Source organism: uncultured Jatrophihabitans sp., from assembly GCF_964251945.1.
Lineage (GTDB): Bacteria > Actinomycetota > Actinomycetes > Mycobacteriales > Jatrophihabitantaceae > Jatrophihabitans.
On the sequence record NZ_CAXULP010000001.1, the window covers coordinates 683,680 to 698,552 of the forward strand.

General features: G+C 71.5%; 13 protein-coding genes. 7 read left to right on the top strand and 6 right to left on the bottom strand.

From position 1 onward, the window contains the following. Positions 1–3 precede the first annotated feature (3 nt). Positions 4–1,179 (bottom strand): acyl-CoA dehydrogenase family protein, encoded by a 1,176-nt coding sequence (locus ACFFBG_RS03105; RefSeq protein ID WP_375475479.1) that lies wholly within the window; start codon positions 1,177–1,179, stop codon positions 4–6. Positions 1,180–1,393: 214 nt separating this feature from the next. Between ACFFBG_RS03105 and ACFFBG_RS03110 the strand changes: the two genes are divergently transcribed. Further along, the gene (locus ACFFBG_RS03110) at positions 1,394–2,668 is read left to right on the top strand and encodes a hypothetical protein (protein WP_375475481.1); all 1,275 of its coding nucleotides are present in this window, start codon (positions 1,394–1,396) and stop codon (positions 2,666–2,668) included. Positions 2,669–2,671: 3 nt separating this feature from the next. Further along, complete coding sequence (locus tag ACFFBG_RS03115; RefSeq protein WP_375475482.1) at positions 2,672–3,673, top strand: Abi-alpha family protein; 1,002 nt, start codon at positions 2,672–2,674, stop codon at positions 3,671–3,673. Here ACFFBG_RS03115 and ACFFBG_RS03120 read toward each other — a convergent pair. The 4 genes from ACFFBG_RS03120 to yaaA all read right to left on the bottom strand — a co-directional run bounded on the left by ACFFBG_RS03120 (position 3,630) and on the right by yaaA (position 7,822). After that, positions 3,630–4,280 (bottom strand): flavin reductase family protein, encoded by a 651-nt coding sequence (locus tag ACFFBG_RS03120; RefSeq protein WP_375475484.1) that lies wholly within the window; start codon positions 4,278–4,280, stop codon positions 3,630–3,632. The genes ACFFBG_RS03115 and ACFFBG_RS03120 overlap by 44 nt on opposite strands. A 46-nt stretch (positions 4,281–4,326) precedes the next feature. Continuing rightward, positions 4,327–6,255 (bottom strand): glycoside hydrolase family 15 protein, encoded by a 1,929-nt coding sequence (locus ACFFBG_RS03125; RefSeq protein WP_375475486.1) that lies wholly within the window; start codon positions 6,253–6,255, stop codon positions 4,327–4,329. Between the two features lie 77 nt (positions 6,256–6,332). After that, the gene (locus tag ACFFBG_RS03130; RefSeq protein WP_375475488.1) at positions 6,333–6,971 is read right to left on the bottom strand and encodes a VOC family protein; all 639 of its coding nucleotides are present in this window, start codon (positions 6,969–6,971) and stop codon (positions 6,333–6,335) included. Between the two features lie 80 nt (positions 6,972–7,051). Then, on the bottom strand, positions 7,052–7,822 hold the full coding sequence (gene yaaA / locus ACFFBG_RS03135; protein WP_375475490.1) for a peroxide stress protein YaaA: 771 nt from the start codon (positions 7,820–7,822) through the stop codon (positions 7,052–7,054). 219 nt (positions 7,823–8,041) lie between these two features. Between yaaA and ACFFBG_RS03140 the strand changes: the two genes are divergently transcribed. From ACFFBG_RS03140 to ACFFBG_RS03160, 5 genes are read left to right on the top strand one after another with little or no spacing between them, the layout of a single operon-like run. Further along, complete coding sequence (locus ACFFBG_RS03140) at positions 8,042–9,352, top strand: efflux RND transporter periplasmic adaptor subunit (protein ID WP_375476239.1); 1,311 nt, start codon at positions 8,042–8,044, stop codon at positions 9,350–9,352. Beyond that, on the top strand, positions 9,349–10,089 hold the full coding sequence (locus ACFFBG_RS03145; RefSeq protein ID WP_375475492.1) for an ABC transporter ATP-binding protein: 741 nt from the start codon (positions 9,349–9,351) through the stop codon (positions 10,087–10,089). The genes ACFFBG_RS03140 and ACFFBG_RS03145 overlap by 4 nt, the downstream gene beginning before the upstream one ends. Next, complete coding sequence (locus tag ACFFBG_RS03150) at positions 10,086–11,321, top strand: ABC transporter permease (RefSeq protein ID WP_375475494.1); 1,236 nt, start codon at positions 10,086–10,088, stop codon at positions 11,319–11,321. Before ACFFBG_RS03145 ends, ACFFBG_RS03150 begins: the two co-directional genes overlap by 4 nt. A gap of 47 nt (positions 11,322–11,368) precedes the next feature. Continuing rightward, positions 11,369–12,286: a hypothetical protein gene (locus ACFFBG_RS03155; protein WP_375475496.1), complete on the top strand. Its 918-nt coding sequence runs from the start codon at positions 11,369–11,371 to the stop codon at positions 12,284–12,286. After that, positions 12,286–14,301 (top strand): HlyD family efflux transporter periplasmic adaptor subunit, encoded by a 2,016-nt coding sequence (locus ACFFBG_RS03160; protein WP_375475497.1) that lies wholly within the window; start codon positions 12,286–12,288, stop codon positions 14,299–14,301. Before ACFFBG_RS03155 ends, ACFFBG_RS03160 begins: the two co-directional genes overlap by 1 nt. Before the next feature lie 45 nt (positions 14,302–14,346). Here ACFFBG_RS03160 and ACFFBG_RS03165 read toward each other — a convergent pair whose 3' ends face one another. Continuing rightward, positions 14,347–14,802: an NUDIX domain-containing protein gene (locus ACFFBG_RS03165; RefSeq protein ID WP_375476241.1), complete on the bottom strand. Its 456-nt coding sequence runs from the start codon at positions 14,800–14,802 to the stop codon at positions 14,347–14,349. Positions 14,803–14,873: the final 71 nt, after the last annotated feature.

The window sequence follows — 14,873 nt, forward strand, 5'->3', positions numbered from 1 at the left end:
CTTCTACAACTTCAGGATCGCCTTGGCGATGATGCCGCGCTGCACTTCGTTGGAGCCCGCGTAGATCGACGCCTTGCGCCAGTTGAAGTACGTCGGCAAGGCGTCGACGGCGCCTTCGGGCAGCGGCGCGAAGCCGTCGGGCACCTCGGTGTCCTCGCGGTAGGCCAGCGCGGCCGGGCCGAGCACGTCGACGAGCAGCTCGCTCGCGTCCTGCTGCAGCTCCGAGCCCTTCAGCTTGAGCACCGACGACGTCGGGTCCGGCGTTCCCTTCGGCAGCGACGCCTCGCGCGCCAGCACCCGCAGCACCGACATCTCCAGCGCGGTGGTCTCGATCTCGAGACGAGTCAGCCGGGCGCGCAGCAGCGGGTCGTCGAGGTGCGCGCCGCCGAGCCGCTTGATCCGGCCGATCCGGGTCTTGATCATGCCGACGCCGGCGTTGCTGGTCCGCTCGTTGCCGAGCAGGAACTTCGCGTACGTCCAGCCCTTGTTCTCCTCGCCGACGAGGTTGTCGACCGGCACCCGGACGTCTTCGAAGAACACCTCGTTGACCTCGACGCCGCCGTCGATCAGATGGATCGGCCGGACGGCGACGCCGGGGCTTTTCATGTCGATCAGCAGCATCGAGATGCCGCGTTGCTTCTGCGCGGACGGGTCGGTGCGGACGAGGTTGAAAATCCAGTCGCCGTACTGCGCGAGGGTCGTCCAGGTCTTCTGTCCGTTGACGAGGTAGGAGTCGCCGTCCCGGACCGCGGTGGTCTTCAGCGACGCGAGGTCGGAGCCGGCGTTCGGCTCGGAGAAGCCTTGCGACCACCAGATCTCCGCGCTCGCGGTCTTCGGCAGGAAGCGCTCCTTCAGCTCCTGGCTGCCGAACTGCGCGATCACCGGGCCGATCATCGCGGTGTTGAAGACGATTGGCGACGGGACGTGCGCGAGCGTCATCTCCTCGGCCCAGAGGTGCCGCTGTAGGGGTGTCCAGTCCTGGCCGCCCCACTCGACCGGCCAATGCGGAACCGCCAGGCCGTGGTCGTTCAGCGTCCGCTGCGTGCTTACCACGTCCTCGCGGGTGGGGTGCTCGCCGCGGGCCATGCGCTCGCGCAGCTCGGCCGGGATCTCGCTGGTGTAGAACTCGCGCATCCGCTCGGCGAAGGCGCGATCCTCCTTGCTGAGGGCCAAATCCATGGCGATCTCCTGCGCGGCGGTGTGTCGACGGGGTGCTTCCACGCTACCCGCCGCCTAGATCGCGAGGGCCGGCTGGACCGCTCGACCAAGATCGGCTCGCGTCCCGGCGGCTCAGGACGGGATACTGTTCCCCGCGGTTGCGCATACCTGCGCCGATCGTCAGGGGGCTGGAGCGGTTCTCGGGCCTTTCGCGGGGGACGGAGGAACGGCGCCAGTGGACCGCAAGACATTGCTCGACCTGATCAGCATCCCGCTGTTCACCGGTGTCATCGGCTACATCACCAACTGGACCGGCGTGCTCATGCTCTTCCGGCCGCTGCGCTTCTACGGCTTCCGGGTGCCGGGTCTGCGGGTGTTGTTCCCGCTGCTGCCGCGCCGGGTGCAGGTGCTGCCGCTGATCCGCTACGACGGCCGGCTCGGCTGGCAGGGCATCGTGCCCTCGCGGGCAGACAAGATGGCGAGCATCGCCGTCGACAAGGGGCTGCTGAAGCTGGGCAGCGTCTCGGACTTCTACCGCGAGCTCGAGCCGGATCGCATCGCCGAGCACCTGGCGATGGTGGCGCAGGGCGAGATCCGCGACGTCGTCGAGCACATCATGCAGCAGGAGAACCCGGCCCTGTGGCATGACCTTCCGCCGATCATCAAGGAGGCGGTGTTCGCCCGCGTCCGCGGCCAGCTGCCGGCGATCATCCGCGACATCACCAAGGAGATCGGCGACAACGTCGACCAGCTGATCGACGCGAAGCTGATGGTGATCAAGTACTTCGTCGCGCACCCGGAGCTGCTGAACGAGCTTTTCCTGATCATGGGACGCAAGGAGCTGCGGTTCATGAAGAACTTCGGCTTCTACTTCGGCGTGCCGATGGGGTTCGCGCTGTTCGGCATCCTGCAAGTCTTCCCGCAGTGGTACGTGCTGCCGATCGGCGGCGTGATCATCGGGTGGACGGTGAATTACATCGGCATCGAGATGATCTTCGCGCCCGCGGTGCCGACCTGGTGGGTGCCATGGCGGCAGGGCCTGCTGATCCGCCGCCAGCCCGAGGTGACCAAGATGTACGCCGAGATGGTCGCCGACAAGGTGATCACCTTGCAGAACATCGGCAACGAGTTGCTCACGGGCGCGCGCAGCGACCGCACGCTCCAGCTGCTCGAGGACTCGCTGCGGCCGGCTGTCGACCACGCCGTCGGTCCGGCGCGGGCGGCCGTGCGCGCGGCGATCGGCGGCCGGGAATACGACCAGATCCGGGCCTCGGTCGCCAGCGAGGCGACCGGGTTCGCGCCGATCGCGTTCAACGACGCCGCGTTCAGCAAGAAGCAGTCGGGCAAGATCTACACGTTCATCGCCGAGCAGATGGGGCAGATGAGCCCGCAGGACTTCACCGAGATGTTGCGGGCGGCGATCAAGCAGGACGAGTGGCTACTGTTCTTCCACGGCGCGGCCCTGGGGCTGCTCGCCGGATGGCTGCACCTCGCGATTTTCGGAGTTTGACCTTTGACGAGCGACGACGCCGCGACCGAGTCCATCGATGCCGACGAGGCGGCGCCGAGCGCTGCCCCCGCGGCCGCTGTCCCCGCGGCCGACGCGCCCGCGGCCGACGCGCCCGCGGCCGACGTTCGAGCCACGCCGGCCGGCGACGTCGCACGTCGACCGCGCCCCGGCTCGGCGTCGGCGGTGCGGGCCGGCGTGGCGATGCGCCGGCCGAGTCCGTCGCTGGTGCGGGCGGCGCCAGACGTCGCGCGGGTCGCCGCAGTGTCGGCCTGGCGGGTGTTCAGCTGGTCGCTCGGCGCGACCGTCGCCAGCGCCAACTACGTGGCACAGCGCGCCATCGACGGTGATCCGCCGACGGCGATTCTGCAAGATGCCGCGAACGACCTGCGCAACGTCGCGTGGCGCGCGCTCGGCGTGCGCGAGGACATCGCCCCGCACCGCCCGGCGCCCGACCGCGCAGCCCCGAAACCGTCGACGCCGCAAGATCTGCAGCGGCGCGGCACGGATCTGCTGCGCCGGTCGAACGACGTCCACGTCGTGGAGGACACCCACCCCGCCTTCGCCCGGATCCTGACCGAGATCACCCCCGACGAGGCGCGCATGCTGCGCTACCTGTACCTCGAAGGGCCGCAGCCGGCGATCGACGTGCGCACCTTCCGGCCGTTCGGCATCGGCTCGGTGCTGATCGCGGGCGGGCTGAACATGATCGCCGAGCACGCGGGCTGCCGGAACCTCGAGCGCTCGGCGCCGTACCTGACGAACCTGTCGCGGCTCGGCCTGATCATCTTCTCCAAGGAGCAGGTGACCAATCCGCAGCGCTACCAGGTGGTCGAGGCCCAGCCGAAGGTCACCGACGCGATGAAGCGCGCTGGCCGGATGCCGAAGACCATCCACCGCAGCATTCAGCTGACCGAGTTCGGCCAGGAGTTCGTGCGCACCTGCCTGCCGCTGAACGGCCGGGTCATCCCGCAGCGCTCGCTCGGCCCCGACGAGGGTCGATCTTGATTGTCGCGCTCCGTTCGCCGGCCTGCCAGCGGGCGTGCTTGATCCGCGGGAGCACGAACACCTCGCCCAGCCGCGACCATTCCGATCGACCGAGCCGGGCAAGCGGGTCGACCTTCGTGGGGTCCGGCAGTCCGTCCTCGGCGAGAACGCCACGCGCGACGGCGATGTGCGTGATCTCGCCGAACACCATGACGCAGTCGCCAAGCACGTGCTCGCCGGTCACCCGGCACTCGAAGGCCACGGGCGCGGCCGCCACCCGCGGCGGGGCGACGGTGGCGCTCGACTCGCGCTCGAGGCCGGCGGCGTCGAACTCGCTCGTCTCGACGGGGAAGTCGGTCGCCGAGTCGTTCATCGCGTGCAGCAGCCGGCCGCAGCCGATGTTGAGCACGAACTCGCCGGTCGCGCGGGCGTTCGCGAGGGTGTCCTTCGCGCCGACGGAGGTGAAGCACAGCGTCGGCGGGTCGACGCCGGCGACCGTCGTGAACGAGTGCGGCGCGAGGTTGTCGACACCGTCCGCGGAGATCGTCGACACCCACGCGATCGCGCGCGGGATGAGCGACGCCGTCAGCCACGGGTAGACGCCGCCCGGCGCGTCGGCAGGAGCCATCTCGAGTCGATCACCCATCACGTGCCAGCCAACCAGAGCCGGCGCGTCAGCGGCTGAGCGGGGGACACGGATCGCCGTCGGCGAGGTCGGCGGTGGCGATGACGTGCAGCACGGCGTTGATCAGCGCCAGGTGCGTGAACGCCTGCGGGAAGTTGCCGAGGTGCGCGCCGCTGTGCACGTCGATCTCCTCCGCGTACAGCTCCAGCGGGCCGGCGAGCGACAGCAGCCGCGCGCAGAGCTGGCGGGCGCTCGCGTAGTCGCCGATCTCGCACAGGGCGGACACCAGCCAGAACGAGCAGATCGTGAACGAGCCCTCGACGCCGGTGAAGCCGTCGTCGGTCTCCTCGACGTGGTAGCGCAGCACCATTCCGTGTTCGGTGAGCTCCTCGGCGATCGCCCGCACGGTGTTGACGATGCGCGGGTCGTCGGCCGGCAGGAACCGCACTAGCGGCGCCAGCAGCAGCGACGCGTCGAGGGCCTTCGTGCCGTAATGCTGAACGAGCACGCCGCGTTCGTCGACGCCGTTCTCCAGGATGTCGGCCCGGATCTCCGCCGCTGCCTGCTCCCACTTCGACGCCGCGGCGTCCTGGCCGATGACAGCGGCGAGTCGGGCGCCGCGGTCGGCGGCCACCCAGCACATGATCTTCGAGGAGGTGAAGTGCTGCAGCTCGCCGCGGACTTCCCACATGCCGGCGTCCGGCTCCTTCCAATGCGACAGGGCGGCGTTCACCTGCCGGACGAGGATCGGCCACAGCCGGTCGTCCAGATGATCGTGCGCCTTGCTGTGCAGGTACACGGAGTCGAGCAGCGCGCCCCACACGTCGTGCTGCGTCTGTGTGCTCGCCGCGTTGCCGATGCGCACGGGACGCGAATCGGCATAACCCGGAAGATGGTCGAGCGTGCGCTCGGTCAGGTCGCGCTCGCCGCCGATGCCGTACATGATCTGCAAGTCGCTGTCGTCGGAGGAGTCCTGCTCGGCGATGTCGGCGATGAAGGAGAAGAAGTCGATGGCCTCCCAGTCGTAGCCGAGGGAGTACATGGCCCACAGAGCGAAGGTGGCGTCGCGGATCCAGGTGAACCGGTAGTCGTAGTTGCGGTTGCCGCCGATCGTCTCGGGCAGCGACGTGGTCGCGGCCGCGCAGATCGCGCCAGTGGGGGAGTAGGTCAGCCCCTTCAGCGTCAACGCGCTGCGCTGCAGGTAGCTGCGCCACGGGTGGTCGGGGAAGTCGCCGCGGGCGAGCCAGTGCTGCCAGTGGTGGGCCGTCCACACCTGCCGGCTATAGGCGTCGTCGTAGCTGAGCGGCGGCTCCTTTCGCCCCCACGACAGCGCGATGTAGCGGACGTCGCCTTCCTTGAGCAGCGTCCGGACATTCGCCCGGCTGCCCTCGAAGCCCAGCCGCATGTCGGTGGTCAGCAGCAGGCTGCCGTCCCACTCCGGGCAGATCATCCTGCCCTGGTGATAGACCCTGTCGGTGTACTCCCATCGCGGCGTCGCGCGGCCGTAGTCCGGCGACGGGTCGCACTCGATGACCGTCTGCACCTCGCCCTTCACGCACCGGATCGTGCGCAGCAGGACGTGCTCGGCCTCGTAGTCCGTGGGCGTGCGCCGCTGCGAGCGCGACAGTTCCGAGTCGTGCCGCCACGGCCCGATCAGCAGCGCGTCGCGGACGATGATCCAGCCGGTGTCGGTGCCCCAGCTCGTCTCGAGCACCATCGTCCCCGGCAGGTAGCGCCGGGCGACGGGCACGGTCACGTCCGACGGCGCGATCCGGAAGGTGCCGGCGTGCCGGCCGAGCAGCGCGCCGAAGACGCTCGGCGAGTCCATCCGGGGCAGGCACATCCAGTCGACGCTGCCGCCGGGCGACACCAGCGCGGTCGCCTCGCCGTCGGACAGAAAGCCGTAGTCGCCGATCGGGACGGTGCGCGCGCCAGGCACGGTCGCGTCGCCCGGGGTGATCGCGCCGGTCGTCTCCATGAGCGGTCCCTCCGCCTCGACTGCTGGTGATCAAACGGTAGCGGCGCGCGGCCCGGCGCGGCAGGACCGACGGCTGATCAATCCACGCGCACCGTGCCGCGCGGCGTCTCGAACACCGCGGCGACAAGGCCGGTCTCGCCGTCGTCGACCGGCAGCCAGTCCACCGCGACGCCGTCGAGCGGTTGCGCGGACGACGTGCCGAGAAACGCGTCGACGGTTGCCTCGTCGCCGGCGATCTCCAGCCCGCTGAGGGCGATCGAGCCGCCTAAGGAAGGGTGGTGGCCGTTCGCGACGTCCCACTGCACGAAGAACGGCAGCTGCGGGTCCTCGGCCACGTCGTTGATTCCGATCTGCCGCCAGCGCAGGTCGACGCCGTCTGGACGCCGCCGGTGCCCGGACGCCGCCCGGCGGTTGAGCCGCGACTCGATCGCGGTCAGATCGTCGACGCGCACAGCCCAGGCGAGCCACCCGCCGCCCGCGGCGCTGCGCGCGGCGACTTCGCGGCCGAACGGCGCGCGGTCGGCCGCCGGGTGGTCGAGCGCGGCGACGACCTCGAGGTAGCAGCCGTGGGCCAACGCCAGCACGAAGTTGCGGGTGCCGAAGGCCGGGTGCAGACCGCCGTCGGAGAACGAGGCGCCGAGGCGGGACCCCAGTCGCTGGGCGCACGCGCCCAGGCCCTCCGGACCGGCGGCGTAGGACAGGTGGTCGAGCTGCATGGCGCAATCGTGGCGCACCGCGACGGGTGCGGTCCCGGCGGGTCGAGGTGTGGACGGGCGCTCGGCCGGCGGGCGCCGGGTCAGCCGGTGAGCAGATCGAGACCGGCGTCGCGGGCGGCGCAACCCGCGCCGCCGATCGTCGACCACGCGGCGGCGACGTCGTCGGCGCGCTCGACCGTGCCGCCTGCGGCAACGCGGGCGATGAGCGCGGCCGCGAGTCGGCCCTTTGCGTGCTTGCTGACGTAGCTGATCACGCCGTGCCCGCCGCGCGGCAGCGGCGACAGAACGCGCACCTCGACCACCTGCTCGGCGAGCGCGCCGCGCGGGCGCCACATGGCGGCGTAGTCGCTCGAGCGCAGGTCGATCACGAACTGCGTCCGCAGGGCGGCGTCGAGCATCGGCGCGAGCCGCGGTCGCCAATAGGTGGCGGCGACGCCGAGGCCGGGCAGCGCCGCCTTCGCCGGCACCCGGTAGTCCGGTGTCGCCTCGTCGCCGCGCACCACGCCGAGCAGGCCGGAGAAGATCAGCACGCTGCGGTGCGCGATCTTCCGTTGCGCCGGGGTCATCCCGGGGTAGTCCAGTCCGTCGTAGACCACCCCTGAATACCGGCGCAGCGCGGGGACGGTGGGCGAGGTCAGCACCCGGGCGTCGGCCCGCAGCGCTTGCGCCATGACGCCCGCCGGCAGCAGCAGCGCCTCAGCCGCGGCGTCCGCGTCGCCTTCAGCCAGCCGGGCGACGGCGGACGCCACCTCGGCGCGCGGCTGCGCCAGCGGCCCGGCGATCCGGGTGCCAAGCGGCCGGCCGCGGCCGCCGGGGTGCTTAGCCTCGCTCGGCGGCAGCAGGAGACGCACGGTCGCGAACGGTACGCGAGGCGGTACGCGAACGGGCTGCGAACCGATCGGCTCGACCCGACCTGGCGCCGCGATGAGAACGACGCGACCCAACCCCTTGTCCTCACAGCTCCCGCATCGGGCACTGCTGGGTAAAGCACAACCTTCGACCGGAGTGTTCCTCCCGGCGCGGAGCCGGTTTCCCCGTGCCGTTCGGGAGAGGAACCCTCGTTGACTGACGTGATCGTCCGGGCGCGCCGTCTCGTGACTACCCGCCCGTGGCTGAGCGTCGCGGTGCTGGTCGTGGTGGGCGCCGGCATCGCGTCCGCCTTCGTCTTCGGCGGCAGCTCGTCCGCCGCCACGTCGACCGCCGCGGCCACCCGACTCGTCGCGGCCAGCACCGGCACGGTCAGCAAATCGGTGTCCGCGACCGGCACCATCGCACCGGCCCAGCAGGACGACGTCGACTTCTCCTCCGCCGCCGAGATCACGTCCGTCCGGGTCGCGGTGGGCGACCGGGTGACCAAGGGCCAGGTGCTCGGCACCATCGACCCGGTCAGCCTCAAGGCCGACCTCGCCCAGGCGCGCTCGACGCTCGCTCAAGCCGAGGCGACGCTGGTGAGCGCGCAGGACGACTCCAGCTCCACCACCGCGCAGCTCGACGCAGACGCCGCGACCGTCACCAGCGACAAGGCCGCAGTCGCCTCGGCGAAGACCGCGCTGGCCGAGGCGACGTTGCGCTCGCCGATCACCGGCGTGGTCGCCGAGGTCAACGTGACCAAGGGCGACCAGTCCGCCGGATCCGGCGCCAGCTCGTCCGCGAGCACCGGCGCCGGATCGTCGTCAGGCTCGGGCAGCACGTCACGATCCTCGACCGGCGGCACCGGCACCGGCAGCGGCACGGGCACGGGCACGACGTCCACCACGAGCACCTCCTCCGCCAGCGGCGACTTCGTCGTGATCGGGACGAACAGCTGGCGAGCCACCGTCGACGTCGACGACACCGAGGTCGGCTTGGTGAAGAAGGGCCAGCAGGCGCAGCTCATCACCGACAACGTCACCGGCACCGCCTTCGGCGTCGTGTCGTCGGTCTCCGTCCTGTCGTCGAGCTCGTCCGGCGCGGCGTCGTACCCGGTGACGATCGACATCACCGGATCGCCAGCCGGGCTGCACGACGGCGCCGCGGCGACGGTGTCGATCATCTACCAGCAGGTCGCAAACGCCTTGACCGTGCCGTCGCTGGCGATCCACACCAAGAACGGCGCGTTCTACGTGACGGTCTCGAAGGGCGGCCAGAAGGTCGAGCAGGCGGTGAAGACTGGGATCACCTCGGGCGTCACCACGCAGATCACGTCCGGCCTGTCATCCGGTGACGAGGTTTACGTAGACGTGCCGGCCGCGGTCGGGACGCGCACGGGCACGGGCACCGGACGCGGGACCGGCGGGTACCCGGGAGGCTTCGGCGGTGGCTTCGGCGGCGGGACCGGCGGCGGCGGTGGGTTCGGCGGCACCGGCGGCACGGGGACCGGCGGCACGGGGACCGGCCGATGACGACCAGCGCCACCGAGGCGACCGCGGAGGCGGAGCCGTCCAATGAGCCGGCGCCGATCATCGCGCTGCGCGAGGTCCGGAAGGTCTACCGCAGCGGCAGCCTCGAGGTCGAGGCGCTGCGGGGCGTCACCCTGGACATCGCGATGGGGGAGTATGTCGCGATCACCGGGCCGTCGGGCTCCGGCAAGTCGACGCTGATGCACATTCTCGGCTGTCTCGATGTCGCGTCGAGCGGGTCCTACCACCTCGCCGGCGAGGACGTCAGCGACATGGACGAGATCGACCTGGCCGAGGTCCGCAACCAGCGCATCGGCTTCGTCTTCCAGCAGTTCCACCTATTGCCCTCGCTGACCGCTTTACGGAACGTGGAGTTGCCGCTGGTGTACGCGGGGGTGCCCCGTGAGGAGCGGCGCGCCCGGGCCGCCGAGGCGTTGGCGCGCGTCGGCCTGGACGACCGGCTAGACCACCGGCCGGGCGAGCTGTCCGGCGGCCAGCAGCAGCGCGTCGCAGTCGCCCGGGCGCTGGTCACGGAACCCGCGATGATCCTGGCCGACGAGCCGACGGGCAACCTGGACTCCCGGGCGAGCGCCGAGGCGCTCGGCTTGCTCGACGAGTTGTGCGCCGCCGGCCGGACGATCGTGCTGATCACCCACGATCGCGACGTCGCGGTCCGCGCGCAACGGATGGTCCGGGTGCTGGACGGGCTCATCCAGGTCGAGTTCGAGGGCGCCGCGTGAACTGGGCGGAGACCGTGCGCACCGCGCTGCAGGCGGTCCGCTCGCACCGGATGCGCTCCGGCCTCACTGTGCTCGGCATCCTGATCGGCATCGCGACGGTCGTGCTGTCGGTGGGCCTCGGCGAGGGCACGAAATCCTCGGTCAGCAACCAGATCAGCGCGCTGGGCAGCAACCTGCTCATCGTGTCGCCGGGCAGCACCACGAGCTCCTCAGGCGTGCGCGGCGGGTTCGGCTCGGCGTCGACGCTGACGGTCTCGGACAGCACAGCGCTGTCGAACGCGTCCGCGGCGCCGGACGTCCGGGCCGTGGCGCCGACGCAGAGCACGTCGCTGGAGATCGACAATGGCGGCACCAACTGGACGACCTCGGTTGTCGGCACGACCTCGAGCTGGCTGTCGGTGCGCGCCCGCACGCTGTCGAGCGGCCGCTTCCTGACCGCGAAGGATCAGGCCGACAGTGCGACGAACATCGTGCTCGGCCCGGACACTGCTGACGAGCTGTTCGGCGCGCGGCTCGACCCGGTGGGCCAGTCGGTCACGATCAACGGCATCTCGTTCACCGTGGTCGGCGTGCTGAAGTCGGCCGGGTCCGACTCGTCGAGCAACCTCGACGACACCGCGCTCGTGCCCCTGTCGACCGAGACGCAGCGGCTGTCGTCGAGCTCGTCGCGCAGCGCGCTGTCGGACATCTTCGTGGCGGCGAAGTCGGGCGGCACGATCTCGGCCGCGTACCAGGAGATCGACGCGATCCTGCTGGCCCGGCACTCGATCACGATCGCGTCAAGCGCGGACTTCACGATCACCAGCCAGCAGTCGCTGCTGTCGACGGCGACCTCGGTGAGCAGCACGCTCACGATCCTCCTCGGCGGGATCGCGGCGCTGTCGCTGCTCGTGGGCGGCATCGGCGTCATGAACATCATGCTGGTGTCGGTGTCCGAGCGGACCCGCGAGATCGGGTTGCGCAAGGCGCTCGGCGCCACGCCCGCGCTCATCCGGCGGCAATTCCTCGTCGAGGCCTCGACGCTCGGACTCGTCGGGGGCGCCGCGGGTGCTGCGTTGGGCATCGCCGGCGCGGTGATCCTGCCGCACTTCATCGCCAACGACATCACGGTGTCCGGGGCGGCTGTCGGCGGGGCGCTCGTGGTCGCCGTCGCCATCGGCCTCATCTTCGGCGTGTATCCCGCCGGCCGCGCCGCCCGGCTCGCGCCCATCGACGCCTTGCGCAGCGAATGACCGACCGTCCCCTTCTCGAACTCCAGTCCCAGCAACGAAGGATCGCCATGCGCCAGCATCTTCCGTCCCGCCACGTCGTCCTCCTCGGCGTCGCCTGCGCCGCCGCCGTGGCGACCCTCGCGGCCTGCAGCGGCTCGTCCGGCGGCAGCGGGTCGTCAGCCGCGACATCCCCGGCGGCCGGCGCGGCCACCTCGCCGGTGGCCGGATCCGGCGGCGGGACGGGGAATGGGTCGGGCAGCGGGTTCGGCGGCGCACGCTCTGCCGCGGCCGGCGTGATCGCGGCGAAGAACGGCTCGACGTTGCAGGTGCAGAACACCTCGGCGCAGACCGCGGTCACGTACTCGGCCAAGACGGCGTTCACGGCCCAGCAGACCAGTTCGCTGTCCGCGGTCAAGCCCGGCGTCTGCGTCGTGGCAACCAGCGCGTCGACGACCCCGGCTGGCTCGACCCCGTCGGCGGCGACCCGGGGCGCGGCCCGTTCGATCACCGCGACCACGGTGCGGGTGCTGGCCGCTGCCAACGGGACGTGTGCGGGCTTCGGCGGCGGTGGCTTCGGCGGCGCTGGTGACGCCCGCTCCGGCGGTGGTGGATTCCCGAGCGGCGCCCGACCCTCCGGCTTCCCGTCCGGCGCCCGGCCCTCAGGGGGTCGTGCGGCCTTCGGCGGCTTCGGCGATATCGTCACTGGCAAGGTTGCCTCGGTGTCCGGCGACACGATCACGGTGACAGCGACCGATCGCCGCGGCGCGAGTTCGTCCAGCGCCACGACGACCACCGACACGGTGACCGTCACGGCGAAGACCGCGTACACCGCGACGGTCAAGGCCACGAGCGCCGCCGCGACAGTCGGCAAGTGCGCAGTCGTCCAAGGGTCGGCCGACTCGAGCGGCGCGGTGACGGCGACCGCCATCGCGCTCAGCGACAAGACGAACGGCACCTGCAACGCCTTCGGCCGGGCAGGTCGCTGATGGCGGACGTGGTCGCGGCGCGCGCCGCTCGCCGACGCGCCCGCCGCAAGCGGTTGATCATCATCGTCGTGGCCGCGGCCGTCGTGCTCGGCGGCGCCGGCACGGCCTGGGCGATGAGCGGCTCGAGCGGGCCGGCGTACCGCCTGGCCACGGTGAGCCGGGCGAGCGTCCAGCAGACTGTCGACGCCGACGGCTCGCTCGCTGCGCGTGACACGGCCGCGCTGAGCTTCGGGGCGTCGGGGACCGTCAACTCCGTCCGGGTCGCGGTCGGCGATCATGTGACGGCCGGCCAGACGCTCGCCACGATCAGCACGTCCGACCTCACCGCAGCAAAGACGTCGGCGCAAACCACCCTCGAGCGCGCCCGGCAAACGCTCGCCGACGACGAGGCGGCGCAGGCGGCCGGCACGAGTTCGTCATCCGCAGATTCGTCATCTGCAAATTCGTCATCGTCGGGCGCGAGTGGTTTCACGGCCACGACCACCGCCGTCCGCCTGACGAGCGCGCTGACGCCCGCCTCGCCGCGCCCGACGCCCACCAGCGGCGGCACCGCCTCGCCGCGCCCGACGCCCACCAGCGGCGGCACCGGCTCGAGCGGCGGCACCGGCTCGAGCGGCGGCACCGGCTCGAGCGGCGGCACCGGCTCGAGCGGCGGCACGTCAGTCGCGAAGGCGCAACGCCAGGTGGTCACCGCTCAGTCGGCGCTGGACAAGGCCATCGACGCCGAGAAGGGCGACGTCGCGACCCTGGTCGCCAACTGCGCCACCGGGTCGGACACCGTGACGACGACCGCAGTGGCCGGTGCCACTCACACCATCGCCGGATCCGTCGGCTCGCAGGACTCGGTCGTCACGCTTGCCGGCCCGGACGCCAGCGGCGCGCAGCACGTCGACGCCGGCGGCCAGTACTCCTTCGCCGGCCTGACCGAGGGCGCGACGTACCACGTGCAGATTGCGCGCACCGACATCGGCGACGGCGCCGCCTGCGCCCGGTCGGCAACGGCCGTCGCGAGCGATCAGCAGGCGGTCGACAGCGCTCGGTCGGCGCTCGACAACGCTTTGTCGGCTCTGACCAAGGCGATCGGATCGCTGAGCAGCGGCAGCACGAGCACCGGCACCGGCAGCAAGAGCGGCACGGGGACCGGCACTGGCAGCAAGAGCGGCACGGGGACCGGCACCGGCAGCGGCAGCTCCAGCACGCGGTCCAGCAGCTCGGGGTCGAGCACCGGCTCGGGGTCGTCTGCCGGCTCGTCCGGCGTGACCGTCACCGCCGAGCAGATCGCCGCCGACCAGAAGTCGATCGACGCGGCAAAGGCCGCCCTCGCCGTCGCCCAGCACAACATGCGGCTGGCGACCCTGACGTCGCCCATCTCGGGCACGGTGGCCGCACTCGACGTCGCCAAGGGCGACTCCGTCAACGGCTCGACCGCGGTCACCGTCACCGGGTCGGGCACGCTGTCGGTGACGGTCGACGTCGGCATCGCCGACATCGACGCGGTGAAGGTCGGCCAGAGCGCGCAGATCATGGTCGACGGCCGCTCTGCCGCCGTGCCGGGCAAGGTCAGCCTGATCGGCTTGACGAACGCCTCGAGCAGCACGGGATCCTCGGCGGCCTACGCGGTGACCGTCGGTCTCGACCACGCCGATCCCCGCCTCTACGACGGGATGGGCGCCAGCGTCGCCATCGACGTCGGCGCGGTGAGCGGCGCGGTGACGGTGCCCATCTCGGCCGTCCACTCGCTCGGCGCCCGGCACTTCGTCGACCTCGTCCAGGGCGGCAAGGCCGAGACGACGCTGGTCACGACCGGCGTGCAGGGCGCCGACCGGGTGCAGGTCACGGCCGGCCTCAAGGTCGGCCAGCAGGTCGTGATCGCGGACCTCAACGCGGCGTTGCCGTCGTCCGGCTCGACGACGAGCGGCCGGACGACCCTGGGTGGTCTCAACGGCGGCTTCGGCGGTGGAAGCCGGACGGGCGGCTTCGGCGGCGGCGGGTTCGGCCGGACCGGCGGTCGCTGAGCGGCGGAGGCCTGGGCCGGACTCGTGACCCGGCGGGCGGCTCGGTCAGTGGCGGCTCGCGGCCAGCTCGCGCAGGCGCGGCCACGTCGCCTCGAAGCCCGAGTGCAGGCGCAGCCCGGCAACGTCTTCCAGCGGCCACCACGACACAGCGATGCTCTCGCCGTTGACCGGCCGCACAGCGAGTTCCGGCGCGCCCCGCGCGATGATCGTGGTGTAGCGCCAGCCGCCGTGCTCGTCGACGAGCTCGCTGATCGGCGTCACGGCCGCCGGGTCCAGCGAGGTCTCCTCGGTGGCCTCGCGCAGCGCCGCGGCGATGGGATCCTCGTGGCTGTCGCGGGCCCCGCCCGGCACCGCCCAGCTGTCGCCTTCGTGCGTCCAGGCAGCGCGGTGCTGCAACAGCACCCGCATGCCGTCAGTGACCAGCAGGCCAGCCGCGCCGAACAGGCCCCAGTGGCGATGGCCGAGGGAGCAGACCACCCAGCCGTTGCCGTCGCCGACCATCACGTCCCACCGATCGGATAACCGCCGCCGCCCCGCGTGCGGGACGAGTACGAGTATGGACGTCGGCCCGC